This is a genomic window from Streptococcus pantholopis, assembly GCF_001642085.1.
In the GTDB taxonomy this organism is placed as follows: domain Bacteria; phylum Bacillota; class Bacilli; order Lactobacillales; family Streptococcaceae; genus Streptococcus; species Streptococcus pantholopis.
Genome location: NZ_CP014699.1, coordinates 413,497 through 438,507, shown reverse-complemented (window position 1 = coordinate 438,507; position 25,011 = coordinate 413,497). Strand labels below are relative to the sequence as shown.

Sequence of the window (25,011 nt, the reverse complement as noted above, 5' to 3'; positions counted from 1 at the left end):
TGATGCAAAGACTCCTTCTTTATCAGTCCTTGTTAGGGTTTAAGTGCCTGCTGCAGAGAGGAGTCAAAAAACAGGCCGCCTTGATTGACTAGGGTGCCGGCAGTTAAGCTGATTAACTTTTTGGACTGCACCATTTCTCTGGTCTGCTCCAGATAAGCGGTGAAATTCGGAGTCTGACGGTGCTTTTCATAAGCCTCATCATTGGCATAAATTTCAAAAAAACACCAAGAAGCAGCACTGTCAGCAAGCTTTGCAGCATACATGGCCAGCACCCCTGGTTCTTCTGCCATCGCTGCTGCCATTTCTTTTGTTACAATATCCCGAAAGTTTTGATTGTCTTCAGGCTTGACATCAACTTCAGCCAATTTGACAGTAAGTTCATTTTGTCCGTGAAGGTCAATCGCTTTTTCTTTTTCTCGCAGCCACTGCGGTTCAGTCTGATAAATAAGGCGTTCAGTCAGATGCTTAGCAGCAAAACCTGCAAAAGACTGAAAATGCTGGGAAGCAGCATGCGCTTGATAAGCTTCATCATCCTTGTATATTTCAAGAACATAAAAGGTTGTTTTATCCTCAGGCAAATAACTGCTGTACATGGCCAGAGTCCCCGGTTCTTTTTCGATGGATGTTTGTAAATTATGCTTTCCAATCTCCTTAAAATCTTCTAGCTTATCAGGAGCAGTTTTAAGCTTAAAAATTCGCATAAGAGGGGTTTTAGTCAAATGATTGGTCATTTTTATCTTCCTTACTTTCTATATAATTTAGCGGCAAAATTATGATAAAGGATGGCTTCTCTGTCCGACTGAGAGACAGCCATTTCTTCGACAGCAGTCAAAATCTCATCGGTAGCACCTGCAGGCAGCACACCAAGAGGGGCATCTGTTCCAAAGAACATATGGTCGCAGCCAAAATAGGCGGCTGCCAGATCCAATGCTTTTGCATTCCCCAGAAGGGCCGTGTCAGCATAAAAATTAGTGAAATCTTTGGCCAAATACTCCGGTAAAATACGGTTAATACGCTCAGAAAAATACGGAACCATAGCCCCGGCGTGATGCACCAATATCTTCAAATCTGGAAATTCTTGGAAGTATTCCGCCTGAACAATCTGCAGCATGGCCTGTGACAGTTCATATTCCCATGACAGTATGATATTGTTATCCGGCTTGCGCTCATCAAAAACCGGATGCAGCCAAATCGGAAACCCTAACTGAGCACATTTGGCAAAAATAGGTTTAAAGGCTGGATCGGCAACAGACTGGCCTAAATGTCTGGTAAAAAGCTGAACACCTAAAATTTCCTTATGGACCTTGACAAAATCATCCAGTATCTGCAGGCTCTCGTCGATATTGTTTAGCGCCAGCATAGCTACGCCGCCGGCAAAAAGATCAGAATTCTCCTGTACCGTCTGCAACAGCTCTGCATTAGCTTTTCTGGTTAAAAGAGCGGCTGTTTTTCCAGACATATAGTCCTCTGGATTCAGATTAACATAAGAAATGACCTGACGTACTCCTGCTTTCTTATGCTGCCGTCTCAGTTCCATATTTGTCAAAAGCGGATTCTGAATGAAAGGCTGTTTTTTGGGTAAATCCTGATCCAGCATCAGCATTCTTTTGTAAAACTCCGGCAAGAGGACATGGGCAAAAACATCAATGGTCTCCATTAAAAACCTCCTTCTGCTTTATTATCTGCTCCAGATGAGAAACAAGGAAGCAGCAAAATATAAAAGAAAATAAGAAAAATGCAGGGGCAGATTCCATTTCAAGTAAATGCGGCGCATTGTATCACTCATCCGGCCGCTGTTAATCCCTTCCTCGCTTTTACCAAATCCTGTTAAACGGTGGGCGGCAAGCAGTAAAAACAAGGGCAGAACCGCTCCCATTCGTGCCAGCCAAGTACCGGACTGCCAGCTAAAAAACAAGGAAAGCACAGCTATTATAAACTGGCCAAGCACACAGACAGCATACTGCCTAGGAACTCGTTTCTCCCGCCTGAAGGGGCTGTAATAAGCCGAAAAACCGTCATATTTAGCAGTTTCCAGCAAATAATTAAAATACCGTCCGATAGTCAGGCAGTATGAGAGCATAAAACCAGCCATCATAGCGGTTAAAACAATCGTCACATCATATAAAAGCATTTTTCTTCCTCACTTAGCAGCTGCTCCTTCGGTGTTGCATAAAACAGCAGACCATTAATTTCTCCTAATCCTAGCAGAAATCCGGCTTTTAGAACTAGCAGAACCGCTCCAGACTTGTATTTTGTATCTGCTGTAAAAGTCAAATAAAAGGACATTTGCAGCATTCCTTAACTCAAGCACCGGTTCACTTTCTTATAGCATTTGCAGTTGGCTATAAGTCAAGTTCTGACGCCATTAAAAAATCCTGTCGTAGATAGTTAAACCGTAGGTTTCAATAATGCGGTTCAGTTTCTCTCCATAAGCTGTATCAGTGGCATAGGTACCGGTTAAGGCAGCCGTCGCTTCCTGATAGGAGCGGGCTGAAGTCTTTCTGACATTTTTGTAGATATCTTTTTGAAGAAGCTGAGCATAATCCTGCAGGGATTCCCTTTGACTGCCGTAAGAACGAAAATCAGCATCAACTTGATAATAATGACCGCTCCCATCATCTTCCAAAGTTGCCATCGTCACCGATTGCCCCATATAATCTCCTTTGATTCCAAAAAAATTAAAATTTGGAGCCTGACTGAGAGCCGATTGACCGCTGTCAGATTCCAGCACAGCCTGAGCAATCATCACTGATGCATACAAATCATTTGCGGCTGCGATTTCCTGAGCAGTGGGGCCGATGGTTTGAATAAAATCAAGAGTGGTTTGATCTTGGAGAAGGGTTTGATTGGCTGGCTCTGTTTCTTTGTCCCGGTCTAAGTATGCAGCAAAAATAAGTGCCAAAACAGAAAAGAGCAAAATAAAAGTAAGCAGCCTGTTTTTTTGTTTTTTCTTTAATCTTAGTTTTTTCATACAATACTCGCTTTTGATTATAATATGTATTAGTATAACAAAAGTCTCTTAAAAAACCAGTTTAGAAATGCAACAGATCAACTACAGAATCGGCTGACAAACTGCTGGATCAGAATTTTTTATGTTTTATCGGTTTTCCTTTGGTTAGGTGCGCTTTCGCCCTAATGATTTCAATCTTCAGCAGCTCTAAATCTGAGTAAAATGGCAGCAAAAAAGCCAAAATCAGAGAGAGTCAGTCTCTGATTTTGACTGCAGCAAACTATTGCTATAAAAATCTTGATAAATTTATTACTGCGCCTTACGCAGAGCTCCAAAGAGAATCCCTGATACCACTGCTCCTATCAGCACAAATAGGATATAAAGGAGTGGATTTGAGGTCAGTGCGATAACGAAGATACCGCCGTGCGGAGCCATCAGCTTAATTCCTGCATAACCAACCAGCGCGCCAGCCAAAGCCGATCCAGCCATAAAGCTTGGAATAGCCCGTCCCGGATCAGCCGCTGCAAAAGGAATGGCACCTTCTGTAATGAAAGACAGACCCATAATGATGTTAGTCAGACCGGAATTCCGTTCTTCTTCTGTAAATTTATTTTTGAACAGAAGCGTTGCGACAAAAATAGCCAGCGGCGGTACCATACCGCCTGCCATAACAGCTGCCATAACAACAGATCCGCCATCGGCAATAGAGGCAGCCAGTGTTCCTGTACCAAAGACATAAGCTGCCTTGTTGAAAGGTCCGCCCATATCAATAGCCATCATGCCGCCGAGAACCAAGCCCATCAAAACGGCCGAGCTGCCCGAAAGGCCTTCAAGGAAATTGTTTAAAGCCGTATTGATTGCCGCCATCGGAATGTTGACAGCAAGCATCAGAAATCCGGTAACAAAAACGCCAAGCAGAGGATAGAGCAAAATAGACTTAATTCCCTCAAGCGAGCGAGGCAGACCGGCAAGCAGTTTTTTCAAGACTAAGATAACACCGCCGGCAAGGAAACCGCCGACAAGAGCGCCTAGAAAACCTGACGGGATAGCATCCGGAATATCACCGGCAGCTGCCGCAAACGGTACTTTCCCAAAAGCCAGACCGGAAGAAGCAATGGCACCAGCGACAAAACCAGCAACAAGACCCGGTTTTTCAGCGATTGAATAAGCGATGTAACCCGCAAGAACCGGCAGCATAAAGTTAAAGGCCACATCACCGACACTCTTAAACAAAGCCGCAATTTCATTATAAGAACCTAAGCTGCTTAATTGATCTTTTGGAACCCCCAGCAGGTTATCCAGTAAAAAGGCTAAAGCAATCATAATCCCGCCGCCGATGACAAAAGGCAGCATTTGGGAAACACCGCTCATCAGATGCTTATAAAAAGCACTGCCGAGGCCCTGTTTTTCTGCTTTGCTTTCTGCTGAAGAAGCCGTATCTGCAGCAGCACCAGAGGCAGTATAGGTATCCGCCTTGCCTTCAAGGATAATATTCAGCAATTCTTCGGATTTTTTAATCCCGTCAGCAACAGGCCTAGACACTAAAGGCTTACCGCTAAAGCGCGACATTTCAACAGCTTTGTCAGCAGCAATAATAACCCCTTTAGCGCGTTTAATTTCATCATCAGTTAATTTATTGCCGATTCCTGAAGCTCCATTTGTTTCCACGCGGACCTGAACACCCATTTCCTGCCCTTGTTTAATTAAGGCTTCTTCTGCCATATAGGTATGAGCAATCCCTGTTGTGCAGGCTGTAACAGCAACGACAAGCGGCTGATCATCTGATACCGGTTCACTGGCAGCCGGTGCAGAGGCTTTGCTGTCCTCTTCTGTTTCGTCAAAAACAGCAAGCACTTGATCAGGGCTGGTTACCTGGCGCAATTTATCGGCAAAGCCGTCTTTTAAGAGGTATTTTGACAATTCAGCCAAAGCAGCTAAGTGAGTATCATTAGCACCGTCCGGAGCAGCAATCATAAAGAAAAGATCAACAGGCTGTCCGTCAAGAGCCTCATAGTCCACACCAGCTTGTGATTTTGCAAAAAGAACAGTTGCTTCTTTAACAGCTGCGTTTTTGCTGTGCGGCATCGCAATGCCGTCACCCAAACCGGTCGAAGTCTGTGCCTCACGGTTCATAATCCCTTCTTTAAAAACAGCGAAATCTGTTACAATGCCTTTATCAACCAGTTTTGTAACCATTTCATCAACAGCAGCTTCCTTGGTTACTGCCTGTAAATCAAGAATCATGACTTCTTTTCTCAGTAAGTCTTGAATTTTCATATTTTTTCTACCTCTACTTTTTCATAAGTTTCCTTAATAAACACGGTGTCTGCCAAATCATCTGAAAAGGTTGTTGCTGTGCCGCAGGCAACTCCCCATTTCAGAGCTTCAAGGAGATTGCCCGTATTGACATATTCACCGGTAAACCCGGCAACCATTGAATCACCGGCACCAACAGAATTTTTCACCTCACCTTTAATCGGCTTAGCAAAATAGCTGACCTCCGGACTGACCAGCAGGGCTCCGTCTCCAGCCATGGAAACAATCACATGCTGAGCACCCTTTTCCAGAAGCTTATGAGCATACTTTTCAATATCAGCCAGTCCTTCTAGCTTCACTCCAAAAATATCGGCCAATTCATGGTTATTGGGTTTCACCAGCAGGGGCTCATACGTCAGAGCATCCAAAAGTGTTTGACCTTCAAAATCACAGACAATCTGTGCCCCTGTTTTTTTAACTAAAGGAATCAGTTCTTTATAGATTTCATTGCCTAAACTGGTCGGTGCACTTCCAGCAAAAACAACGGTATCCTGATTGGACAGATTAGCGAGAACAGCCTGCAGTTCTGCAGACTTTTGGGCGGAAATAGCAGGACCTGTCCCATTGATTTCTGTCTCTTGGCTGCTTTTGATTTTGACATTAATCCGAGTGTCTTCCTCGACCTCAACAAATCGTGTGCTGATCCCTTCTGACAACAAACCATCTTTGATAAACTGACCGGTAAACCCGCCGATAAAACCAGTCGCTATACTGGCGTAGCCTAAACGCTGAAGAATACGGCTGACATTAATACCTTTTCCTCCTGTGTATTTATCGTCACTCTTCATGCGGTTGACTTCTCCAAGTTCAAGTTTGTCAACGCGGACAATAAAATCGATTGAAGGATTTAAAGTAACTGTGTAAATCATACCTCGAATACCCTCGTTTTCTCTTTAATTTTTTTCATCAAGGTCAGATCGGAATGGTTGGTAATAATCTCAGCCGCTTCAATCCGAGCCACCTTAGCAAATGAAACATGGCCGATTTTGGAAGAGTCTGCTAAAATATAGGACTTTTGAGCATTCTCAATGATGGTTTTTTTGATAACTGCCTCTTCAAGATCAGGTGTAGTCAAAAAAATATCATCTACTCCATTCATTCCCAAAAACGCTTTATCAAAATTGAGCTGCCGGATCTGCTCCACTGCAACATTGCCGATACTGGCATCTGTTGTCGTTTTAACAACACCCCCGATAATAAGGGTATCAATGCCGCGCTCGACTAATTTACTGGCATGGTGAATCGAATTAGTAACAACTTTTATATCATTTTGAAATAGCTCTTCCAAAAGCAATTCGGTCGTGGTACCTGCATCGATGAAAATAACTTCGCCGTCTGCAATAAAGGAAGCCGCTTTCTTAGCAATGTCAGTTTTAAGCTGAACGTTTTTGATAGATTTTTGCTGATTAGTCAGTTCTTCCTGCAGAGAATGCAGGAGCTCAGCTCCGCCGTGCACCCGATGCAGCTTGTGCTCATTCTCCAATTCATCTAAATCACGCCGAACAGTTGATTCAGATGTTTTGAGAATGGTCACCAAATTTTCTAAGGTTACAAAACTGTCTTTTGAAATTTCTTCCATAATCACTTGTTTGCGTTTCGATTTTAAAATGCGCTCACCCCCTTTTTTTGAAATCGTTTACAGCTTCCATTATACTATTTTTTCAAAATCTGTCAATAGAATTCTGTCAATTTCTTTCAAAACACAAGGATAGTATCAGTTGATAAGAAAATAGGAACACGCCTTAGGCTCTTTGTATCTTATGTAAAAAATGAGGAAACAGTTGATTAGGGAGGCCGCTATCCCTTGCTTGATAAGGAATAAGACCATCCAATCAATCACTGCGCCAAACTTATATGTCTAAAAAAGTAAAATGAGGCAGGACTTTTGTCCCAGCCTCATTGTCGAAAAAAATAATAGGTTTAAACAGGTAAGAGTATGAGAAATCTGGTAAAAACACTGAGCCGGCAGCTTGCAGCAGATAATGGACGACAGTGTTTTCTTATTTAATCAAAGAGGTAGAATGGACCAGCCGATTATCACGCTCCGGATAAATGTAATTAATTGCCTGAGCTACAGCCGTCGGAGCCTCACCAAAACCCGAAGCAATCAAATCGATTTTTCCTTCATATGCAGCAGCATCTCCAATAGCATAAACACCCGCCTGACTTGTTTCAAAGAGCGAGGAGACCGTAATGCTGGAGCGTTTAAAATCCAGTCCCCAATTTTTGAGATTTTTATTAGAGGTTGAAAAGCCAAAGCTGACAATCAAAGCATCTAAATCAAGAGTGAGTATTTCTTCTGACTTGACCTTTTGGATCTTAAGCTGTTCGGCCAGACCATTTTCGCCCTTAATTTCAACTGGAATATAAGGCGTTAAAATCTTAACATCAGAAGTCTGCAGCAGTTCAACACTGTGTTCATGAGCCCGAAAAGCATCACGCCGGTGAACTAAGGTCACACTTTCAGCGATATCTGCTAAATGAAGAGCCCAGTCCACAGCTGAGTCACCTCCGCCGCAAATAACAACCCTTTTTCCGGCAAAGGTCTCTAACTGGCGCACATTGTAAAAGAGATTATGATCAGCATAATCAGCTTCATTTTCCACACCTAAAGTCCGGGGAGCAAAAGCACCGTTGCCGCAGGCAATAATCAGTGCCCGCGAGCGGTGTTCTGCTCTGCTGGTCTGAATCGTAAAAAGACCCTCTTCCTTAGTAAAGGTTTTAACTTCTTCTTTCAGACAGACTGTGATGCGGTCCTCAAAACGTTCCAGCTGCTTAAGCAGCTGATCCGTCAGGTCTGCTCCGCTGACAGCCGGAAAAGCCGGAATATCATAGATTAATTTTTCAGGGTAAAGAACAGCAGGCTGCCCTCCCAGTTCCGACAGGCTCTCAATAATTTTGACAGAAACTCCGCGCAGACCGGCATAAAAAGCGGCAAAGAGCCCGACCGGGCCGCCGCCGATAATGGTAATATCATAGATTGCTTCTTCCTTTAGCATTTCCTTCTCCATTCTAAACGATAATTAAGGACTTCCGATAAGGGAGACCTGCAGTCCCAAATTATTTAAACAACATACAGATTTCAAATACCTGCCTAGCATTGCAGCCAAGATTAGGTTCACCATTTCAGTCTTTATATTATTACTCAATCTTATTAAGCTTTTCATATAGCAAAGCTTATTCTAGGGCTTCTTTTTTAATCTTAGCCAGAAGCTTCTCAGCCTCATCCGATAACTGAGCGTCTTTTAGCAAATCGGGCCGTCTTTCATAGGTTTTCCGCAGACTCTGCTCCAGCCTCCAACGGCGGATATTTTCATGATGGCCGCTCAGCAGGACATCCGGAACTTGCAAGCCCCGAAAATCGTATGGACGGGTATACTGGGGATATTCCAGCAAACCAGTTGAAAAAGAATCGTCCTGATGACTGGCCGTTTTCCCAAGAACATCGGGAAGCAGGCGGACAGTCGCATCTATGACAGCCATGGCAGCCAGCTCCCCTCCGGTCAAAACAAAATCCCCCAGAGAAATCTCGTCCGTCACTAAGGTCTTAATACGTTCATCAAAACCTTCATAATGGCCGCAAATAAAAATGAGTTCTTTTTCTTCTGCCAGTTCCTCTGCATAAGCCTGACTGAAGGGCTTTCCGGCGGGATCCAGCAAAATAATTCGCGGGTGCTCTGCTTTTATGTTTTCGACAGCAGTAAAGACAGGCTGAGCTCGCAGCAGCATTCCCTGTCCGCCGCCATATGGTTCGTCATCAACATGGCGGGCATTCTCTGCCTGTTGGCGGAAATTATGGTAATGAACTTCCAGCAGACCCTTATCTTTGGCTTTACCGAGAATAGAATGTTCTAAAGGCGCAAACATCTCAGGAAAAAGGGTTAAGATATCAATTTTCATCATCCAGTCCTTCCAAAAGATTAACAGTCACACGGCCGGCTTTGCTGTCGACATTTAGGATTACTGACGGAATATAAGGAAGCAGCAAATCCCGCTTGCCTTTACGCTTAACAACCCAGACATCATTAGCACCGGGCTGGAGAATTTCTGAGATACGTCCAATAAACACATCCTCTTCATAAACGTCAAGACCGATGATTTCATGATAATAAAATTCACCCTCCTCGAGTTCCGAAAGATTGTCTTGGGCAACTTTCAGTGAAAATCCTTTATACTGTTCCACATCATTGATATGATACAGCCCTTTAAACTTGATAATATCAAAATTTTTTTGCTGACGATGGCTGGCAATCTCTACATCTCTGATAAAACGGTCTTGATCATCAAACAGAGCCAGAACAGCTCCCTTTTTGAAACGCTCCTCAGCAAAATCAGTGACACTAAGTACCCTCATTTCCCCTTGAAGCCCTTGAGTATTAACAATTTTTCCGACATTAAAATAGTTCATTTTCTGCTCCGCTGTGCTTAGTTTTGCTCATTAACCTCTAATGCAAAAGAAAAGACAGGCCAGGCCTGTCAAAAGACTTTCACTGGGGTAGCTGGATTCGAACCAACGCATGAGGGAGTCAAAGTCCCTTGCCTTACCGCTTGGCTATACCCCAAAGCTCACCTACTATTTTAGGTCAATCACTCGTTTTTGTCAAGAGCTCAACAAAAAAGTATTCTATTTTACACTGCCTCCAATTCAAGCCAGTAAAAACTTTCCATCAGAGACAGTGCTAAAAACAGAAAAACTTATTTTTCGTCAATAACCAGCCTTACTTTTTTCCCTTGAGTAGGGACTGAATAAACAATTGATCTTATTGCTGTGATTGTACGGCCTTTTTTGCCGATGATCCGGCCGATATCCCGAGTATCCAAATCCAGATGATACTCAAGGAAGTCCGGAGTGTCCTGAATCCTGATTGTAAATAAATCAGGCTGTGAAATTAAAGGTTTCACAATCGCAATAATCAGATTTTCGATAGTATCCATAAGCTTACATTATTTTTTGAATTTTGATTCATGGAATTTTTGCATAATCCCTGCTTTTGAAAGAATACTGCGAACAGTATCTGAAGGCTGAGCCCCTTTAGACAACCAGTCAAGAATACGTTCTTCTTTCAGTGTTACTTGATTGTCTTCAACAAGCGGATTGTAAGTGCCGACAGTTTCGATGAAACGGCCATCGCGCGGAGAGCGGGAATCAGCTACATTGATACGATAGAAAGGTTTCTTCTTAGAACCCATGCGTGTTAAACGAATTTTTACTGCCATGTATTAAAATCTCTTTTCTAAATGTAAAATAGTGAATCAAGTTACCAGCTTCTGGTAAACCCGTCTTATCTATTGTAGCATAAAAAACAGAGGTGTCAAGTTTTTTTCTTGACACCTCTGTTTTTTATAACAGTTTCTTTAACAGCCGGCCGCCGTAAATCCAAAAATACCCATAGGCTACAATAGAAAATGGCTTACAGAGCAGGATAATCCTGATAAAACGGCTGTATGACATACTGGTGAGCCCTGTCACCATAACCATGATATCAGCCGGTGAAACGGGAGAGAGCATATTTAAAATAAAAAATTTTTCATAAGTCGGTGTAAAGAGCATTTTTTCGTAGTGGTGAAATTGCTTTTCTGTCACAAATAGAAAGATGAATTGCCTGCCGAAATGACGTGTCAGAGCAAACAAAATGACACTGCCAACCACAATACCCAGATAATTCAGAATAAAACCAAGCAGCGGACCAAAGGTCAAAAAACCGACAACCGTTGTCACACCGCCTGGTATAATTGGAATAACAACCTGAACAATCTGCAGCAGGAAAAAAAGCAAAGCACCTAAAACAAGACGTTCCTGCAAAAGCTTAGTTAAGGCATCCGGATTGTTTAAAATATTTAAACCTTTAAACAGATAAACAAGAAAAGCAACCGTTGCAAAAAGAGACAGCCAGCCGATTAATTTAAAAATTCTCTGCCAAGTATGATAAGACATCTCACTCCCTTTAACAACAAGATACAAAGCCCGTTAAAAGAGCAAAGCAAAAATAGGAGACTGGACGAAGAGCCGCAAGGCTCTAGGACAGGCTATCTTTTTTGCACAGCTCTTAGGGCGTGTTCAATTCACAAGATACAAAGCCCGTTAAAAGCTCTCAGCAAAAATAGAAGGCTGACCGCTGAGTCACTAAAGACTCAAGGGAAGACTATCTTTTTTGCAAAGAGCTTAGGGCGTGTTCAATTCACAAGATACAAAGCCCGTTAAAAATCCGTATGAAAATAGGGGATGGCAAGTGATGCTGGCATCACGCTGACAGCCATCTTTTTCACTAGGATTTTAGGGCGTGTTCAATTCCCCAATTATTCGTACCGTAAAGCTTCAATCGGGTTCAGCTTGCTTGCTTTATTGGCAGGCAAAATTCCAAAAACAATTCCGATAAATGCTGAGAAGATAATACTGATAACAACAACCTGAAGCGACACTTCCGGGATAATCTGCTGGGCTTTCAAAGGGGCTTTTAAAGCCTGAACACCGGCATAAGCCAAAAGCAGGCCGATAAAGCCGCCTAAAATGGTTAAAACCATGGACTCGATCAAAAACTGGCTCAGTATTTTCCCGCGTGTGGCTCCTAATGCTTTACGCAAGCCAATTTCCCGAGTTCTCTCGGTTACAGAAACCAGCATAATGTTCATCACACCGATACCGCCCACAAGCAGGGAGATTCCGGCAATTACACCAAAGGCCAGTGTGTACATACCAGCTATTTGATTGGCTTGTTCGATAATAGCATCCATATTGAAATTTTCATAAAAACCATCTCTGGCACCTGATAATTTAGTCAGCTCAGCACCAGCCTGTTTACCGATTGTATTGGCTTGGTTGACATCATCAATATGAAAATAAATTTGGTCATTCTCCTGAACACCAAATTCACTGGCCAGCTGAGTATTGGTCATGATAGCATTGCCGCCTGATGTAGGATTGTAAGAACTATTGGCATCTTCATCCTTGTAAACACCCACCACTAAATAATTTTTATCTGCTAAATCCACAACCTGATTCAAGGCAGATTCACTGTCTCCGAAAAGCTGTTTAGCCAAACGTTCTTCCAGCATCATAATCCGGGCAAACGTTCGGTAATCAGTATCAGTAAAAGCGCGTCCTGATACAATCTTGAATTTCTGAATAGAGAGATAGGTCCCGTTAATTCCTGTTATATTAACGTTATCAATTGTTTTTTTCCCATAAGACAGAGCAGAGGTGGTACTGTTTGTAATATAGTAACCGGAAACCCCATCAGTATTTTGTGCTATCTGCCGCACCCACTCTTCTTTTAAGGTTGGTGCTTCTTCTGATAAATTATCAATACTGCCAGAATAAAATGGGTCTTCTTCAGCTTTTTTTTGTTCAGCTGTTTTATAGTAGACATTTAAGTTTTTTTGTCTTTGGTAAACTTCATTATTAATCCCGTTCTGCAGCCCTCTCCCCAAAGCCATAATAAGAACAACAGAAGCCACACCGATAATAATCCCCAGCATAGTCAAGAAAGAACGCATCTTATGCCCCATAATTGAACTAAGGGCAAATTTCCAGTTTTCCATTTTTCCCTCCTTAGTCAATTCTGACACTATCTGTAGTGTCGGCACTAATTTCTCCGTCTCGGATAACAATCCGGCGCTTAGCAAAATCGGCAATTTCAGGCTCATGCGTTACCATAATGATGGTTTTGCCTTCCTGATTGAGCTCTGTCAGGAGCTCCATAATCTGCTGACCGGTTTTAGTATCAAGAGCACCGGTTGGTTCATCCGCCAGAATAATAGCCGGATCATTGACCAGAGCCCGAGCAATAGCGACTCTTTGCTTTTGACCCCCGGATAGTTCGGACGGCAGATGTTTGATGCGGTCAGACAGTTCAACTTTCTCTAAAAACTGCTGGGCCAGCTTTCGGCGCTGACCGACACCCACTCCTGCATATATTAAAGGCAGCTCAACATTTTGCAGAGCGTTTAATTTTGAAAGCAGGAAGAATTGCTGGAAAACAAAACCGATTTCTTCATTGCGAACCGCTGCCAGTTTTTTATCTGTCAGTTTTTCAACCTGATTGCTGTTTAAACTGTAGTCACCCGAAGTCGGCCGGTCAAGCAGACCGATAATATTCATCAAAGTGGATTTTCCTGAACCGGAAGGACCCATGATAGCTAAGAATTCTCCTTCATCAACTGTCAGGTCTATCCCTTTTAAGACTTGTAATTCTTGATCGCCGTTTTTATAGGATTTGGTGATATGATGCAGGCTGATCAACTGTTTTCTGTCCTTTGTCATCTCTTCACCTCTTACTTGTCTTTAGCAGAATCGGTATCTCCTGACACGGTATTCTCAATTTTTTGACCGTCCTGAAAGTCCTTATCAGGATTTTCGATAATGATTTGCCCAAGCTCTAAACCACCTGTAATTTCTTGTGATTTGGCATCAGCACTCCCCAAACTGACTTCGGCCTTTTTTATTTTAGAAGAACTATCGTCATAAACCCAGACATAGTTTTTCTTTCCTTCATTGACAATTGCCATCAGCGGCACCAAAATATGCTTCGTATCATTTACCACTTCAACAGAAACAGTAAACCCTTGTTTCAATTCGTTTAAGGGGCTGGTAATGTCAGCCCTGTATTCATAGCTGGCTCCGCTTGAACTGCCAGACGATCCGGAACTTCCAGAAGCAGCATTCGCTGTGTTTCCAGCATTTCCTTCCTTAGGGTAATTTGAAATATGGGAAATCGTTCCCGTCCACTCTTGATCAGGGTAAACTTTAGAAGTGATTTTGACTTGCTGACCATTGCTGATATTAGCCAAATCATATTCTGTCAAAGTTCCTTCAATCCGCAGCTGTCCTTCTGTAACAACATGAACCAAGGTTTGGCTTTCTTTTGAGGATGGATCAACATCATGATTCACTTCAACAACTGTCCCAGTAACGTCACTGGTAATAATTGTTTGATTGAGTGCTTCCTGAGCTTTAGCAATTTCACTTTGAGCATCCGCATAAGAATCGTTAAGATCTTGCAGCTGCTGATTATAGCTAGCTGTGGCCTGCTGTGTCGGAGGAACTGTAGTTGTTGTGGCCTCCCCTGTTTCTTCATCCACTGAACTTTCTGTTGTCGGCAGATTGCCGTATGTTTTCAGATACTCGATCTGACGGGCAATTTTATTGGCTGATCTGACAGCACTGTCATAGGCTGCCTGAGCTGCTGTTGCGTCATACTGAACCAGCTGCTGGCCGGCAGTTACCTGATCGCCTACAGATACATTGACTGTTGCCTGTGTTCCCTTACTGCTGTCAAAGTAGACATACTGCTCTGAAGTCGCTTTAACTGTTCCTGACAATAAGGTCGTCGAGTTCACACTGCCTTCTGCAGCATTAACCAAAGAATATTCCTTAGATACAGAATTAGACTGCGAGCTTGCCTGCTGCAGATACAATATAAGACCAATAATCAGGACACAGGCGGCTGCGGCTCCCCAGATTATTCCTTTTGTTCTTTTGCTTAATTTCTTACTACTTCTCTTCTTAGCCATAGTGCCTCCTATACAACTGTATTACATCATTAGAACAAGTATATAATCTTTTTGACCTCTTGTCAAGAAAATTCTGACTGGTTTAAAGAGATTTTATGAACAGCTTGTTCACTTCCCTGCTACATTTAGTATAGCGGATAAATACAGTTATGACCTTACAGTTTTGTAAGAAAAACAGCCCTGCCGGATCAACCTCGTCAGGCAGAGCTGTCTTTAAAAATATCAGAATAGGTAAATACTGTCAAACAGGCTCTAGATGGCCTGAGTCAGAAAACTTCTGCTTTCCAGTACACGAATCATAGCCGCTGCTGTATCGATGGCTGTAAAGAGCGGAACTCCGTGTTCAATGGCTGAACTGCGGATGGTCTGCCCGTCTTCGTCAAAGGTTCGCTTATTGCCGACCGTATTAATAATCGCTTGGACCTTACCTCGGCGGACCAAAGCCGGAATATCATTCTCGTCATCCTCTCCCAGTTTATTGACCAAAACGGCCTCTAAACCATTTTCTCGAAAATAGTCAGCTGTCCCTGCTGTCGCAAAAATGCTGTAACCGACATTAGCAAAACGGCGGGCTAAAGCAAGGGCTTCTGCTTTTGTGTCATCAGCAATCGTAAAGATAACATTGCCAAATGCAGGCAGATGAAAATAAGAAGCTTCAAAAGCCTTATAAAGGGCTTTTTCGAGCGTCAGATCCGACCCCATCACTTCGCCGGTTGATTTCATCTCCGGTCCAAGCAAGCTGTCCACTTTGGCCAGTTTCGTAAACGAGAAGACTGGTGCCTTGACATGGACATGGGGGCTCTCTGGATACAGACCGTCTTCAAAGCCCAAGTCAGGGAGCTTAGCGCCCAAGATCAGCTGAGTAGCTACCTGCGCCATAGGAATATCGGTGACTTTTGACAGGAAGGGTACTGTCCGGCTGGCGCGCGGATTGACCTCGATAACATAAACCGTTTCATCTTTAATGACAAACTGGATATTCATCATGCCGATACAATTAAGTCCCAATGCTAAGCGTTTCGTATAGTCTGCAATTGTTGCCTGAAGGGATGAGGACAGGGTCTGAGGCGGATAAACTGCCATAGAATCTCCCGAATGCACACCGGCACGTTCGATATGCTCCATAATCCCCGGAATCAGGACATTTTGCCCGTCAGAAATGGCATCCACTTCACATTCCCGGCCGACAAGGTAAGAATCAACCAGCACTGGGTGTTCCGGACTGGCCTTAACCGCTGTTCGCATGTATGACCGCAGGTCTTCCTCATTTTCGACAATTTCCATAGCCCGGCCGCCTAAAACGTACGATGGGCGTACAAGAACCGGGAAACCGATTTTGCGGGCAGCCTGCAGGGCCTCCTGCTCATTAGTAGCTGTTTGACCAGGCGGCTGAGGAATATCAAGTTCTTTAAGGGCTTTTTCAAAAAGGTCTCTGTCTTCAGCACGATCCAAATCAGCCACCTGTGTTCCCAGAATCTTGATACCGGCCTTCGCTAAAGGCTCAGCTAAATTGATAGCTGTCTGACCGCCGAATTGAACAATGACCCCTTTAGGCTGTTCCAGTTCAATGACATTCATGACATCCTCAAAGGTTAAAGGTTCAAAATACAGTTTATCTGAGATTGAAAAGTCGGTTGAAACGGTTTCCGGATTTGAATTCATGATAATGGCTTCGTAACCGGCTGCCTGGAGGGCTTTGACTGAATGGACCGTAGCGTAGTCAAATTCCACTCCCTGGCCGATACGAATCGGACCTGAACCCAATACGATAACAGACTCCTTGTCAGAACGAACAGATTCATTTTCCCAGTCATAGGTTGAGTAAAAATAAGGCGTTTCTGACGTAAATTCAGCCGCACAGGTATCCACCATCTTATAAACCGGGACAAGCTTATGCTCTAAGCGGAAAGCGCGCAGCTGCTCCGGAGTAATCTGCCACAAATCAGCAATTTTGCGATCCGAAAAGCCGTAGCTTTTGGCTTTTCTCAACACTTCTGCGTCCCCCTGAGACGCCAGCAGTTCTTGTTCAAGTTCAAAAATATGCAGCAGTTTATCTAAGAAAAAGAGATCAATTTTAGTCAAATCGGCAATTTCGGAAATAGCAAAACCACGCCTGATAGCTTCTGATACGTAGAAAAGCCGATCATCCTGGGCCTTAACGATTTTTTCAAAAAGTGCATCATCGCTGACTTCGCTCAATTCCGGCATTTCGTTGTGATAAAGGCCAATTTCTAAGGAACGGCAGGCTTTCAGCAAACTTTCTTCAATATTGCGGCCAATAGCCATGACTTCTCCGGTCGCCTTCATTTGCGTCCCCAAACGGCGCTCGCCTCGCTCGAATTTATCAAAAGGAAAGCGCGGTATCTTAGCCACAACATAGTCAAGAGCCGGCTCAAACAGAGCATAAGTGGTTCCTGTAACCGGATTAGTCATCTCATCCAGTGTCAGTCCAACAGCAATTTTTGCCGCTAATTTTGCAATCGGATAACCGGTTGCTTTTGAAGCCAGAGCCGAGGAACGGGAAACACGGGGATTCACTTCAATCACATAGTATTTAAAACTTTTGGGATCCAGAGCCAGCTGAACATTGCAGCCGCCTTCAATTTTAAGTGCGCGGATGATACTGAGGCTGGCATCGCGCAGCAGCTGATTTTCAATATCAGACAGTGTCTGGGTCGGCGCAAAAACAATGGAATCGCCTGTATGAATACCAACCGGATCGAAATTCTCCATATTGCAGACGACAAGAGCATTATCAGCACTGTCGCGCATCACTTCGTATTCAATTTCCTTAAATCCAGCAATCGACCGTTCAATCAGGCACTGCGTCACTGGAGACAGCTTAAGACCGTTGCCGGCAATCTCACGAAGTTCTTCAGCATTGCTGCACATACCGCCGCCAGTTCCGCCCAAAGTAAAGGCCGGGCGAACAATGACTGGATAGCCGATAGCTTCTGCAAAATCCAGCGCTTCTGCCACACTGTTGACAATTTCCGATTCGGGAATAGGCTGATCGAGCTCTTCCATAAGCTGTTTGAACAAATCCCGGTCCTCTGCCTGGTCAATGGCAGACAGCTTTGTTCCCAAAAGCTCTACACCCAGCTCATCAAGGATACCGGCTTTAGCCAATTCCATAGCCATATTTAGTCCTGTCTGCCCTCCTAAGGTAGGCAAAAGAGCATCCGGACGCTCTTTACGCAGGATTCTGGTAACAAATTCAATTGTGATAGGTTCAATATAGACTTGATCTGCAATCTCTTTATCAGTCATAATCGTGGCAGGATTTGAATTGACAAGAACCACACTGTAGCCTTCTTCTTTCAAAGCCAGACAGGCCTGAGTCCCTGCATAGTCAAATTCAGCAGCCTGACCGATGACGATAGGACCTGAACCGATTACCATAATTTTTTGAATATCTGTACGTTTTGGCATTGCTTACCTCTGTTTTCTTCCTTTGTTCAATCTTTTTTGTTCATCTGCCGTCCCAAGACTGAATCCGCACTGTGCTAAAGATGAACTGAACAGCTCTTTTGGATCTGATAAAAATTGATCTGTCAGTTTTTTTGATTTTGTTTAAAAGCATCTATCAATTCTAAAAACTCATCAAAAAGATAGCTGGCATCATGCGGACCCGGTGCGGCATCAGGATGAAATTGGACAGAAAATGCCGGATAATCACGGTGGCGCACGCCCTCAACAGTCCGGTCATTGATTTCTTCATGGGTCACCAGCAGGCAGTCCGGCAAAGTATCACGTTCAACAGCATAACCGTGATTTTGACTGGTAAAATCGATACGCCCGGTAGCAATTTCTCGAACGGCATGGTTAAAACCGCGGTGGCCGAAGGGCATTTTATAGGTTTTGGCCCCATTTGCTAAACTAAAAAGCTGGTGTCCCATGCAAATACCAAAAATCGGAATCTTCCCTTGAATTCCCCGTATCATCTCAGCAGCATAAGGAACATCCTCAGGATTGCCCGGACCGTTTGAGAGCATGACACCGTCCGGTGCAAGCTGTAAAATTTCCTCAGCTGTAATATTATGAGACACCACAGTCACATTGCAGTTCCGTTTAGAAAATTCACGAAGAATAGAATGCTTCAGACCAAAATCCACCAAAACAATATTCTTACCAATACCTGGTGCCGGGTAAGCCGTTTTTGCGGACACTTGCTCCACATTGTTGGTTGGCAGAACAGTTGCCCGCAGCTGATCTTTCAAATGGTCCAAATCATCACCGACACTGGCCATGGTCGCTTTCATCGTGCCATGCCGACGGATAATTTTTGTCAGAGCCCTGGTGTCAATCCCGGCAATTCCCGGAATGTGCTTAGCTTTTAAAAACTCATCTAAAGTCATCTGTGTCCGCCAGTTGCTGGCCCTTCGTGCGTGTTCCCGCACAACCACTCCCTTGCAGGTTGGCAAAATCGATTCATAATCATCACGGTTGATACCATAATTACCAACTAAAGGATAGGTGAAGGTTAAAATCTGTCCATTGTAAGACTGATCGGTAATGGATTCCTGATAGCCGGTCATACCAGTATTAAAAACAATCTCACCAGTGACATCAAGATCAGCACCAAAAGCCGTTCCGGTAAAAACAGTTCCGTCTTCTAAAATTAAAAGTCTTTTTGTCATTCTATTTCTTCTCCTTAAGTCTGCCGATCAGCATCAAACAGGCAGGCAAATGCTTTTTGGCTAATCCCTCCTAAGCAGTCCAGATCGGTCTGCCTATACTTTACCCTGCAGCACAGCCTCAATGATAGCCATACGGACATAAACCCCATTTTGCATTTGGGCAACAATTCTCGACCTCGGTGCCTCTACCAGCTGGTCAGCGATTTCAACATCACGATTGACTGGTGCAGGATGCATGACAATGGCACTGTCTTTTAAAAGCTGATAGCGGCTGGGAGTTAAGCCGTGCAGGCTATGGTAGCTTTCTTTTGAAAAACTTCCGTCCTTGCCATGGCGCTCATGCTGAACCCTAAGCAGCATCAAAACATCGACGCTATCGATAATCTCATCAATAGAAACATGCTTTCCGTAAACATCAAATTCATCGCTGTACCACTGAGAAGGGCCGGCAAAATAAAGCTGAGCCCCCAGACGCTTTAAAATCTGCATGTTGGATCGTGCAACCCGGGAGTGAGTGATGTCGCCGGCAATGGCAATCTTCAAGTTGTCAAAAGTTCCGAATTCTTCATAAATGGTCATTAAGTCCAGCAGGCTTTGACTGGGGTGCTGGCCTGATCCGTCACCGCCGTTAACAATAGCCGACTGAATGGTTCGGCTGTCGACCAGCTGCTTATAATAGTCCACCTCCCAATGGCGGACAACACAAATATCTACTCCTAAAGCGCTCATTGTTAAAATGGTATCATAGAGAGTCTCTCCTTTGTTGACAGAGCTGGTTTTAGCATCAAAATCAATCACATCAAGCCCCAGCTTTTTCTCAGCGACTTCAAATGATTTATGGGTTCTGGTTGACGCTTCAAAAAAAAGGTTAGCCGCAAAATACTGCCGGTCGAGCTGGTACTGTGCTTTTTTATACTTAAAAGCCAGACCGCGCTCAATTAAACCAAGAACTTCTTCATTGGATAAGGTTTCCATAGTCACTAAATGTTTCAGTGATACCATTCCATCTGTTACAGCCATTTCAATTCCTCTACAATCTTTAACATCCGGACAGAACTTAACAGGGCTCGGGTCTCACTCACCAAAGCAAGGCCTGCATTGTTTTTTTATTTCTCCGGCAGAATTTGGTATAAAAGAATCCCTAAAAGCGTTGAGAAAGCCACACCTGTAATTTGCAGGCCATTAATCTGCAGCATTAAGCCGCCAATCCCAGAGACTAAAATAACACTGGCAATCAGAAGATTCTTTTTATTGTCAAAATCGACCTTATTTTCAATCAAAATTTTCAGTCCGCTTGAGGCAATGACGCCGAATAAAGCGATAGAAATACCGCCGATAACCGGGCTTGGGATAGAGGACAGCAAGGCTGAAACCTTACCGATAAAACTCATCACCACAGCAATGAGGGCTGCACCGGCAATCACATAGACCGAGTAAATTTTATTCAGAGCCATAACCCCGATGTTTTCTCCATATGATGTTACCGGAGGTGCTCCGAAGATTCCTGCGATAATCTGAGCCAGACCATCTCCTGTTAAGGTTCGGTCCAGACCAGGATCTTTGAAAAAATCACGTCCTGTCAGACTGTTAAGGACCATGACATGGCCAAAATGCTCCGTCATGGTCACAAAGGCAATCGGTGCCATTGTCAAAACAGCACTGGGATAAAATTTAAAAGAATAATCTAAGAAGAGAATATCAAAATCTGGCAGGGAAAACCAAGAGCTGCTGACAACTTCTGAAAAATCAACAATTGTTTGCTTGGTTAAAAAACCAATCGCTATTGCAAAGAGATAACCGACTGCTAAACCGAGCAAAACAGGAATTATTCCGATAATTTTCTTACCATATATATTAAAGAGAATAACAGCTAATAGGGTGACCATGCCAATCAGCAAATAGGTGAAATTATACTGACCGTCTTTAAGCATGACATCATTAACTGCTGTGCTTGCAAGACTCAAGCCGATAACAATAATAATTGGACCAACAACAACCGGCGGTAAAACTTTATCAATCCAAGCATTTCCGGCAAATTTCACAACAAGGGCAACCAATAAGTAAACCAAGCCCCCTGCTATAGCCCCTTGAGCAACAGCAGCAATCCCGCCGCTTTTCATCAGAGTCTGCATGGTCGCAATATAAGCAAAACTGGAGCCCATATAAGCTGGAATCTTGTACTGTGTTACCGATAAATGCGCCAAAGTTCCCAGCCCACTGGAAAACAGAGCGATAGCCGGGTCAATGCCAACCAGAATTGGCACCAGGACTGTCGCTCCAAACATAGCAAACAGATGCTGAAAGGAAAGGCCAATCAGCAGGCCTGAAGCCGGCCTTTCATGCACATCGTATTTTATATTCTCCACTTTATCTATACCGTCCTTCTTCTAATTTAATTGGGTGATGCCAGACTGACACGGTCTTTGCCATCATATTCCAGCACTTCAACAATAATTTCTTCATCAGTACTGGTAGGAATGTTTTTGCCTACATAATCAGCTCGGATAGGCAGTTCCCGATGACCGCGGTCGACTAGAACAGCCAGACTGACACGAGAAGGACGGCCGTGGCTGACGAGATTATCAATAGCAGCCCGAATTGTCCGGCCGGTATAAAGAACATCATCAACCAAAATAATCTCTCTACCGTTAATATCAAGTGGCATTAAACTGGTGTCATCATCGCTCTTTCTATCATCTCGAAAGGGTTTGGTATCTAATTCCGCCAGCGGAACAGACAGCCCTTCAAGCTGCTGCAGACGTTCCTGAATACGGCGGGCGATAAAAACACCTCTCGTCTTTATCCCAGCTAGGACAATCTTCTCGAGATTTTTATTGCGCTCAATAATCTCGTAAGTGATGCGTGTGATGGCACGTTTCATGGTCACATCATCAACAATTTCTTTTGTTTTCATAAACAGCCTTTCTAGTTAAGAGGAGTATTAAGATTCAGCCTGCAATATAAATCAGGCAGCTGATCGGCCCTGTATCTCAGCCCAAACCTTTCATAAAAATAGAAAAAATCTCCCTGATACAAGGAGATTTCACAACTTACAGTACAGCAAAAAACAGGACTGCTTATTTATTTACTGCGATTCTCCTTGCCTGCCTCACAGGACAGTATTAAAGGATTTATATTCTTTCCATATTATACCAAAATTTAAACAATTTTCAAGCCATACCCTGCGGGCTGAACAAAAAGAAACAAAGAGCCTCAAACTCCGCCTTCCTTCCGCAGTCTGTCAAGTGTCTCTTGGAAAAGTTGCGGCAGCGGAGCAGAAAATTCCAGCAGCTCACCGGTTCTTGGGTGGGTCAATCCAAGTTTTTGAGCATGCAGAAACTGTCCGGCACCCGGCAGCGTTTTTCGCGGACCATATAAGACATCGCCAGCTAGAGGGTGTCCAATATAGGCCATATGAACACGGATCTGGTGGGTCCTGCCGGTTTCTAAAGTTAATGCCACTAATGTATAGGCGCCAAAACGTTCTAAAACACGGAAATGTGTCGCAGCTGGTTTACCCTGAGCTGTTACAGCCTGCTTTTTGCGGTCTTTTTTACTGCGCCCAATCGGGGCTTCAATCAGGCCGTAATCATCAGGCAGATTGCCATGCACAATAGCCAGATACTGACGCAGTGACTTTTTATCTTTTAGTTCAGCAGCCAGCTTCTGGTGCGCTTGGTCATTCTTAGCAATCATCAAAAGACCGGATGTATCTTTATCTAAGCGGTGGACAATGCCTGGCCGAATAACTCCGTTAATAGCAGACAGATCTTTGATATGATAAAGCAGAGCATTCACTAAGGTGCCCCTTGTATGGCCGGCAGCAGGGTGCACAACCATGCCCTGAGGTTTATTGACAACAGCCAGATCGGCATCCTCATAAATAATATCTAAAGGGAGGTTCTCAGCCCTATATTCAAGAACTTCTGCCTGCGGCGTTTGATATGAAACCAAATCGCCAATCTGCACAGTATAGCTGGCTTTTTTACTTTGACCGTTGACTGAGACAAGACCGGCTTTGATCAACTGCTGAATCTGACTGCGGGACATATCAGTCTGATCTGACAGGGCCTTGTCCAAACGGTCGCCTGCTGCTTTAATCCTGATTTCCATTTCTTCCATCTCTCCATAATGCAATCATTAATACCAACACTCCAACCGTCAGATAAGAATCCGCCAGATTGAAAACAGCAAACTCCATGAAGTCCAGATTAATCATATCAATCACATACCCTAAGCAGAGGCGGTCAATAAAATTGCCTAAACCGCCTGCAATAATTAAAATTAAGCCAAAAAGAAGCAGTAAATCGCCCTTGATATTTTTAATCAGATAATAAACAGCCACTGTAAGAACAACCAAAGTGATAAGCGCAAAAAGCCAGCGCTGATGCTGCAGTATGGAAAAAGCTGCTCCGTAATTGCGCAGATAGGTTAAGCTGAACAGCCCCGGAAAAAACGGCTGGGTTTCCCCCGGATTCATTTGTGCAGCAATCCAGTATTTGCTCAGCTGGTCCAAGCTCACAAGCAAAAAAGCGCAGAATGACAGCAGTAATTTTCGCATAATTCCTCCTAAGGTCTGTATTTAGCAAAATAATCCTGCATAGCGGTAACGAATTTCAGCGCACAGCTGGACAAATTTTTATCCCGCCGCTTAATATAAATCATTTTATTATCCAAATTATCTGCCAAAGGAATAACCGTAATGCCATTGACGCTTCGGCTGTCAAGAAAACCTGAACCTGTCGCATAAGCATCTGTCCGCTCTAAGATACCGTTTAATGTGGCACGGTCGGTCACATTGAACATAAGCGAACTCTCTGTTGTGTCAACAAAGTTTTCAGAATAATAGAGATATTCATCTTTTTCCTGAGTAAACCGGACAGTAGGCAGGCCAGCCAAATCAGCCATGGTCAGACTTGATTTTGCAGCTAAAGGATGATCTTTACCCAAATAGATATGGGTCTGAAAAGGAATCAGCTCCACATACTCAAGTCCCAGCTTTTCAATCCGCTGCAAAAGTCCCTTGCGATTTTGATTGTTAATGTAGATAATGCCAATTTCACTGTCCCCCTTAGCCACCTCATCTAAAATTTGAATCGTTGTTGATTCAAAAATGCGAAAGTTTTTATAATCAGGATAGGTCTTAGAAAAAACAGTGATTAGGGGCGGTAAAAAGTCATAATGCTGACTGGCAATAGAAAATTCATTATTTTTGGTATCTGTCTGGGAAAACTGTTTTTCAAAACTATCAAAGCTTTTAACAACTTCCAGAGCTTTTTCATAAAAAGTCAGCCCTTGACTGGTTAAGACGGTCCCTGTCGTTGTCCGTGTAAAAATCTGAAAACCCAGTTCTGCCTCCAAGTCGCGCACAGCCACTGATAAACTAGGCTGACTGACAAAAAGTTTGGCCGCTGCTTCACGAAAAGTTCCACTGTTGGCAATCGCCACAACATACCTCAATTGTTGAATATTCATAATACAACTGTCCCTTTTTATTTACTATTTCTATTATACAAAAAATCACACATTAGCGGTACTCTCATAACCGGATGTCACTTTAAAATCAGCTGCTCCAATATTTTTAAAAACAGCAGC

Annotated in this window: 24 protein-coding genes and 1 tRNA gene; all 25 read right to left on the bottom strand. The window is 43.6% G+C overall.

The window, feature by feature from the left end:
• Positions 1-32: 32 nt before the first annotated feature.
• The 25 genes from A0O21_RS02080 to A0O21_RS01960 all read right to left on the bottom strand — a co-directional run bounded on the left by A0O21_RS02080 (position 33) and on the right by A0O21_RS01960 (position 24,891).
• The gene (locus tag A0O21_RS02080) at positions 33-731 is read right to left on the bottom strand and encodes a putative quinol monooxygenase (RefSeq protein WP_082854389.1); all 699 of its coding nucleotides are present in this window, start codon (positions 729-731) and stop codon (positions 33-35) included.
• Between the two features lie 11 nt (positions 732-742).
• A complete protein-coding gene (locus A0O21_RS02075; protein WP_067060556.1) occupies positions 743-1,657 on the bottom strand; it encodes an amidohydrolase family protein in 915 nt (304 codons plus the stop codon).
• A 21-nt stretch (positions 1,658-1,678) separates the two neighbouring features.
• Complete coding sequence (locus tag A0O21_RS02070) at positions 1,679-2,131, bottom strand: hypothetical protein (protein ID WP_067060554.1); 453 nt, start codon at positions 2,129-2,131, stop codon at positions 1,679-1,681.
• 234 nt (positions 2,132-2,365) lie between these two features.
• A complete protein-coding gene (locus A0O21_RS02065; protein ID WP_067060552.1) occupies positions 2,366-2,971 on the bottom strand; it encodes a glucosaminidase domain-containing protein in 606 nt (201 codons plus the stop codon).
• A gap of 288 nt (positions 2,972-3,259) precedes the next feature.
• A complete protein-coding gene (locus A0O21_RS02060) occupies positions 3,260-5,227 on the bottom strand; it encodes a PTS fructose transporter subunit IIABC (RefSeq protein ID WP_067060550.1) in 1,968 nt (655 codons plus the stop codon).
• Positions 5,224-6,135: a 1-phosphofructokinase gene (gene pfkB, locus A0O21_RS02055; protein WP_067060548.1), complete on the bottom strand. Its 912-nt coding sequence runs from the start codon at positions 6,133-6,135 to the stop codon at positions 5,224-5,226. The genes A0O21_RS02060 and pfkB overlap by 4 nt, the downstream gene beginning before the upstream one ends.
• On the bottom strand, positions 6,132-6,875 hold the full coding sequence (locus A0O21_RS02050; protein ID WP_257722090.1) for a DeoR/GlpR family DNA-binding transcription regulator: 744 nt from the start codon (positions 6,873-6,875) through the stop codon (positions 6,132-6,134). Before A0O21_RS02050 ends, pfkB begins: the two co-directional genes overlap by 4 nt.
• A gap of 391 nt (positions 6,876-7,266) precedes the next feature.
• The gene (locus tag A0O21_RS02045) at positions 7,267-8,277 is read right to left on the bottom strand and encodes an NAD(P)/FAD-dependent oxidoreductase (RefSeq protein WP_067060544.1); all 1,011 of its coding nucleotides are present in this window, start codon (positions 8,275-8,277) and stop codon (positions 7,267-7,269) included.
• Positions 8,278-8,443: 166 nt separating this feature from the next.
• Positions 8,444-9,166 carry a tRNA (guanosine(37)-N1)-methyltransferase TrmD gene (gene trmD, locus A0O21_RS02040; RefSeq protein WP_067060542.1) on the bottom strand — a complete coding sequence of 241 codons (723 nt, stop codon included), beginning with the start codon at positions 9,164-9,166 and terminating at the stop codon, positions 8,444-8,446.
• Complete coding sequence (gene rimM, locus A0O21_RS02035; RefSeq protein ID WP_067060540.1) at positions 9,156-9,674, bottom strand: ribosome maturation factor RimM; 519 nt, start codon at positions 9,672-9,674, stop codon at positions 9,156-9,158. Before rimM ends, trmD begins: the two co-directional genes overlap by 11 nt.
• A gap of 82 nt (positions 9,675-9,756) precedes the next feature.
• Positions 9,757-9,828: transfer RNA gene (locus A0O21_RS02030), tRNA-Gln, on the bottom strand.
• Positions 9,829-9,961: 133 nt separating this feature from the next.
• Complete coding sequence (locus A0O21_RS02025) at positions 9,962-10,201, bottom strand: KH domain-containing protein (protein WP_067060538.1); 240 nt, start codon at positions 10,199-10,201, stop codon at positions 9,962-9,964.
• Between the two features lie 9 nt (positions 10,202-10,210).
• On the bottom strand, positions 10,211-10,483 hold the full coding sequence (gene rpsP, locus A0O21_RS02020) for a 30S ribosomal protein S16 (protein ID WP_067060536.1): 273 nt from the start codon (positions 10,481-10,483) through the stop codon (positions 10,211-10,213).
• A gap of 124 nt (positions 10,484-10,607) precedes the next feature.
• Positions 10,608-11,201, bottom strand: coding sequence for a TVP38/TMEM64 family protein (locus A0O21_RS02015; RefSeq protein WP_067060534.1), 594 nt, complete (start codon positions 11,199-11,201; stop codon positions 10,608-10,610).
• Between the two features lie 362 nt (positions 11,202-11,563).
• A complete protein-coding gene (locus A0O21_RS02010) occupies positions 11,564-12,805 on the bottom strand; it encodes an ABC transporter permease (protein WP_067060532.1) in 1,242 nt (413 codons plus the stop codon).
• A gap of 10 nt (positions 12,806-12,815) precedes the next feature.
• A complete protein-coding gene (locus A0O21_RS02005) occupies positions 12,816-13,526 on the bottom strand; it encodes an ABC transporter ATP-binding protein (protein ID WP_067060530.1) in 711 nt (236 codons plus the stop codon).
• An 11-nt stretch (positions 13,527-13,537) separates the two neighbouring features.
• Complete coding sequence (locus A0O21_RS02000; protein ID WP_067060528.1) at positions 13,538-14,776, bottom strand: efflux RND transporter periplasmic adaptor subunit; 1,239 nt, start codon at positions 14,774-14,776, stop codon at positions 13,538-13,540.
• Between the two features lie 252 nt (positions 14,777-15,028).
• Positions 15,029-18,208 (bottom strand): carbamoyl-phosphate synthase large subunit, encoded by a 3,180-nt coding sequence (gene carB / locus A0O21_RS01995; RefSeq protein WP_067060526.1) that lies wholly within the window; start codon positions 18,206-18,208, stop codon positions 15,029-15,031.
• Between the two features lie 122 nt (positions 18,209-18,330).
• On the bottom strand, positions 18,331-19,416 hold the full coding sequence (locus A0O21_RS01990) for a carbamoyl phosphate synthase small subunit (RefSeq protein ID WP_067060524.1): 1,086 nt from the start codon (positions 19,414-19,416) through the stop codon (positions 18,331-18,333).
• A gap of 93 nt (positions 19,417-19,509) precedes the next feature.
• A complete protein-coding gene (locus tag A0O21_RS01985; RefSeq protein ID WP_067060522.1) occupies positions 19,510-20,436 on the bottom strand; it encodes an aspartate carbamoyltransferase catalytic subunit in 927 nt (308 codons plus the stop codon).
• 86 nt (positions 20,437-20,522) lie between these two features.
• The gene (locus A0O21_RS01980) at positions 20,523-21,782 is read right to left on the bottom strand and encodes a solute carrier family 23 protein (RefSeq protein ID WP_067060520.1); all 1,260 of its coding nucleotides are present in this window, start codon (positions 21,780-21,782) and stop codon (positions 20,523-20,525) included.
• A 26-nt stretch (positions 21,783-21,808) separates the two neighbouring features.
• Entirely contained in the window at positions 21,809-22,330 is a 522-nt protein-coding gene (gene pyrR, locus A0O21_RS01975) for a bifunctional pyr operon transcriptional regulator/uracil phosphoribosyltransferase PyrR (protein ID WP_067060518.1), read from the bottom strand.
• Positions 22,331-22,629: 299 nt separating this feature from the next.
• Positions 22,630-23,529 (bottom strand): RluA family pseudouridine synthase, encoded by a 900-nt coding sequence (locus A0O21_RS01970; RefSeq protein WP_067065030.1) that lies wholly within the window; start codon positions 23,527-23,529, stop codon positions 22,630-22,632.
• Entirely contained in the window at positions 23,513-23,977 is a 465-nt protein-coding gene (lspA, locus tag A0O21_RS01965) for a signal peptidase II (RefSeq protein ID WP_067060516.1), read from the bottom strand. The genes A0O21_RS01970 and lspA overlap by 17 nt, the downstream gene beginning before the upstream one ends.
• A gap of 8 nt (positions 23,978-23,985) precedes the next feature.
• The gene (locus A0O21_RS01960) at positions 23,986-24,891 is read right to left on the bottom strand and encodes a LysR family transcriptional regulator (protein WP_067060514.1); all 906 of its coding nucleotides are present in this window, start codon (positions 24,889-24,891) and stop codon (positions 23,986-23,988) included.
• Positions 24,892-25,011 lie beyond the last annotated feature (120 nt).

Excerpts from the sequence above, each read along its gene's own strand:
- A0O21_RS02080 (WP_082854389.1), bottom strand. The coding sequence starts at position 731 with ATGACCAATCATTTGACTAAAACCCCTCTTATGCGAATTTTTAAGCTT.
- A0O21_RS02075 (WP_067060556.1), bottom strand. The coding sequence starts at position 1,657 with ATGGAGACCATTGATGTTTTTGCCCATGTCCTCTTGCCGGAGTTTTAC.
- A0O21_RS02070 (WP_067060554.1), bottom strand. The coding sequence starts at position 2,131 with ATGCTTTTATATGATGTGACGATTGTTTTAACCGCTATGATGGCTGGT.
- A0O21_RS02065 (WP_067060552.1), bottom strand. The coding sequence starts at position 2,971 with ATGAAAAAACTAAGATTAAAGAAAAAACAAAAAAACAGGCTGCTTACT.
- A0O21_RS02060 (WP_067060550.1), bottom strand. The coding sequence starts at position 5,227 with ATGAAAATTCAAGACTTACTGAGAAAAGAAGTCATGATTCTTGATTTA.
- pfkB (WP_067060548.1), bottom strand. The coding sequence starts at position 6,135 with ATGATTTACACAGTTACTTTAAATCCTTCAATCGATTTTATTGTCCGC.
- A0O21_RS02045 (WP_067060544.1), bottom strand. The coding sequence starts at position 8,277 with ATGGAGAAGGAAATGCTAAAGGAAGAAGCAATCTATGATATTACCATT.
- trmD (WP_067060542.1), bottom strand. The coding sequence starts at position 9,166 with ATGAAAATTGATATCTTAACCCTTTTTCCTGAGATGTTTGCGCCTTTA.
- rimM (WP_067060540.1), bottom strand. The coding sequence starts at position 9,674 with ATGAACTATTTTAATGTCGGAAAAATTGTTAATACTCAAGGGCTTCAA.
- A0O21_RS02025 (WP_067060538.1), bottom strand. The coding sequence starts at position 10,201 with ATGGATACTATCGAAAATCTGATTATTGCGATTGTGAAACCTTTAATT.
- rpsP (WP_067060536.1), bottom strand. The coding sequence starts at position 10,483 with ATGGCAGTAAAAATTCGTTTAACACGCATGGGTTCTAAGAAGAAACCT.
- A0O21_RS02015 (WP_067060534.1), bottom strand. The coding sequence starts at position 11,201 with ATGTCTTATCATACTTGGCAGAGAATTTTTAAATTAATCGGCTGGCTG.
- A0O21_RS02010 (WP_067060532.1), bottom strand. The coding sequence starts at position 12,805 with ATGGAAAACTGGAAATTTGCCCTTAGTTCAATTATGGGGCATAAGATG.
- A0O21_RS02005 (WP_067060530.1), bottom strand. The coding sequence starts at position 13,526 with ATGACAAAGGACAGAAAACAGTTGATCAGCCTGCATCATATCACCAAA.
- A0O21_RS02000 (WP_067060528.1), bottom strand. The coding sequence starts at position 14,776 with ATGGCTAAGAAGAGAAGTAGTAAGAAATTAAGCAAAAGAACAAAAGGA.
- carB (WP_067060526.1), bottom strand. The coding sequence starts at position 18,208 with ATGCCAAAACGTACAGATATTCAAAAAATTATGGTAATCGGTTCAGGT.
- A0O21_RS01990 (WP_067060524.1), bottom strand. The coding sequence starts at position 19,416 with ATGACAAAAAGACTTTTAATTTTAGAAGACGGAACTGTTTTTACCGGA.
- A0O21_RS01985 (WP_067060522.1), bottom strand. The coding sequence starts at position 20,436 with ATGGCTGTAACAGATGGAATGGTATCACTGAAACATTTAGTGACTATG.
- pyrR (WP_067060518.1), bottom strand. The coding sequence starts at position 22,330 with ATGAAAACAAAAGAAATTGTTGATGATGTGACCATGAAACGTGCCATC.
- A0O21_RS01970 (WP_067065030.1), bottom strand. The coding sequence starts at position 23,529 with ATGGAAATCAGGATTAAAGCAGCAGGCGACCGTTTGGACAAGGCCCTG.
- lspA (WP_067060516.1), bottom strand. The coding sequence starts at position 23,977 with ATGCGAAAATTACTGCTGTCATTCTGCGCTTTTTTGCTTGTGAGCTTG.
- A0O21_RS01960 (WP_067060514.1), bottom strand. The coding sequence starts at position 24,891 with ATGAATATTCAACAATTGAGGTATGTTGTGGCGATTGCCAACAGTGGA.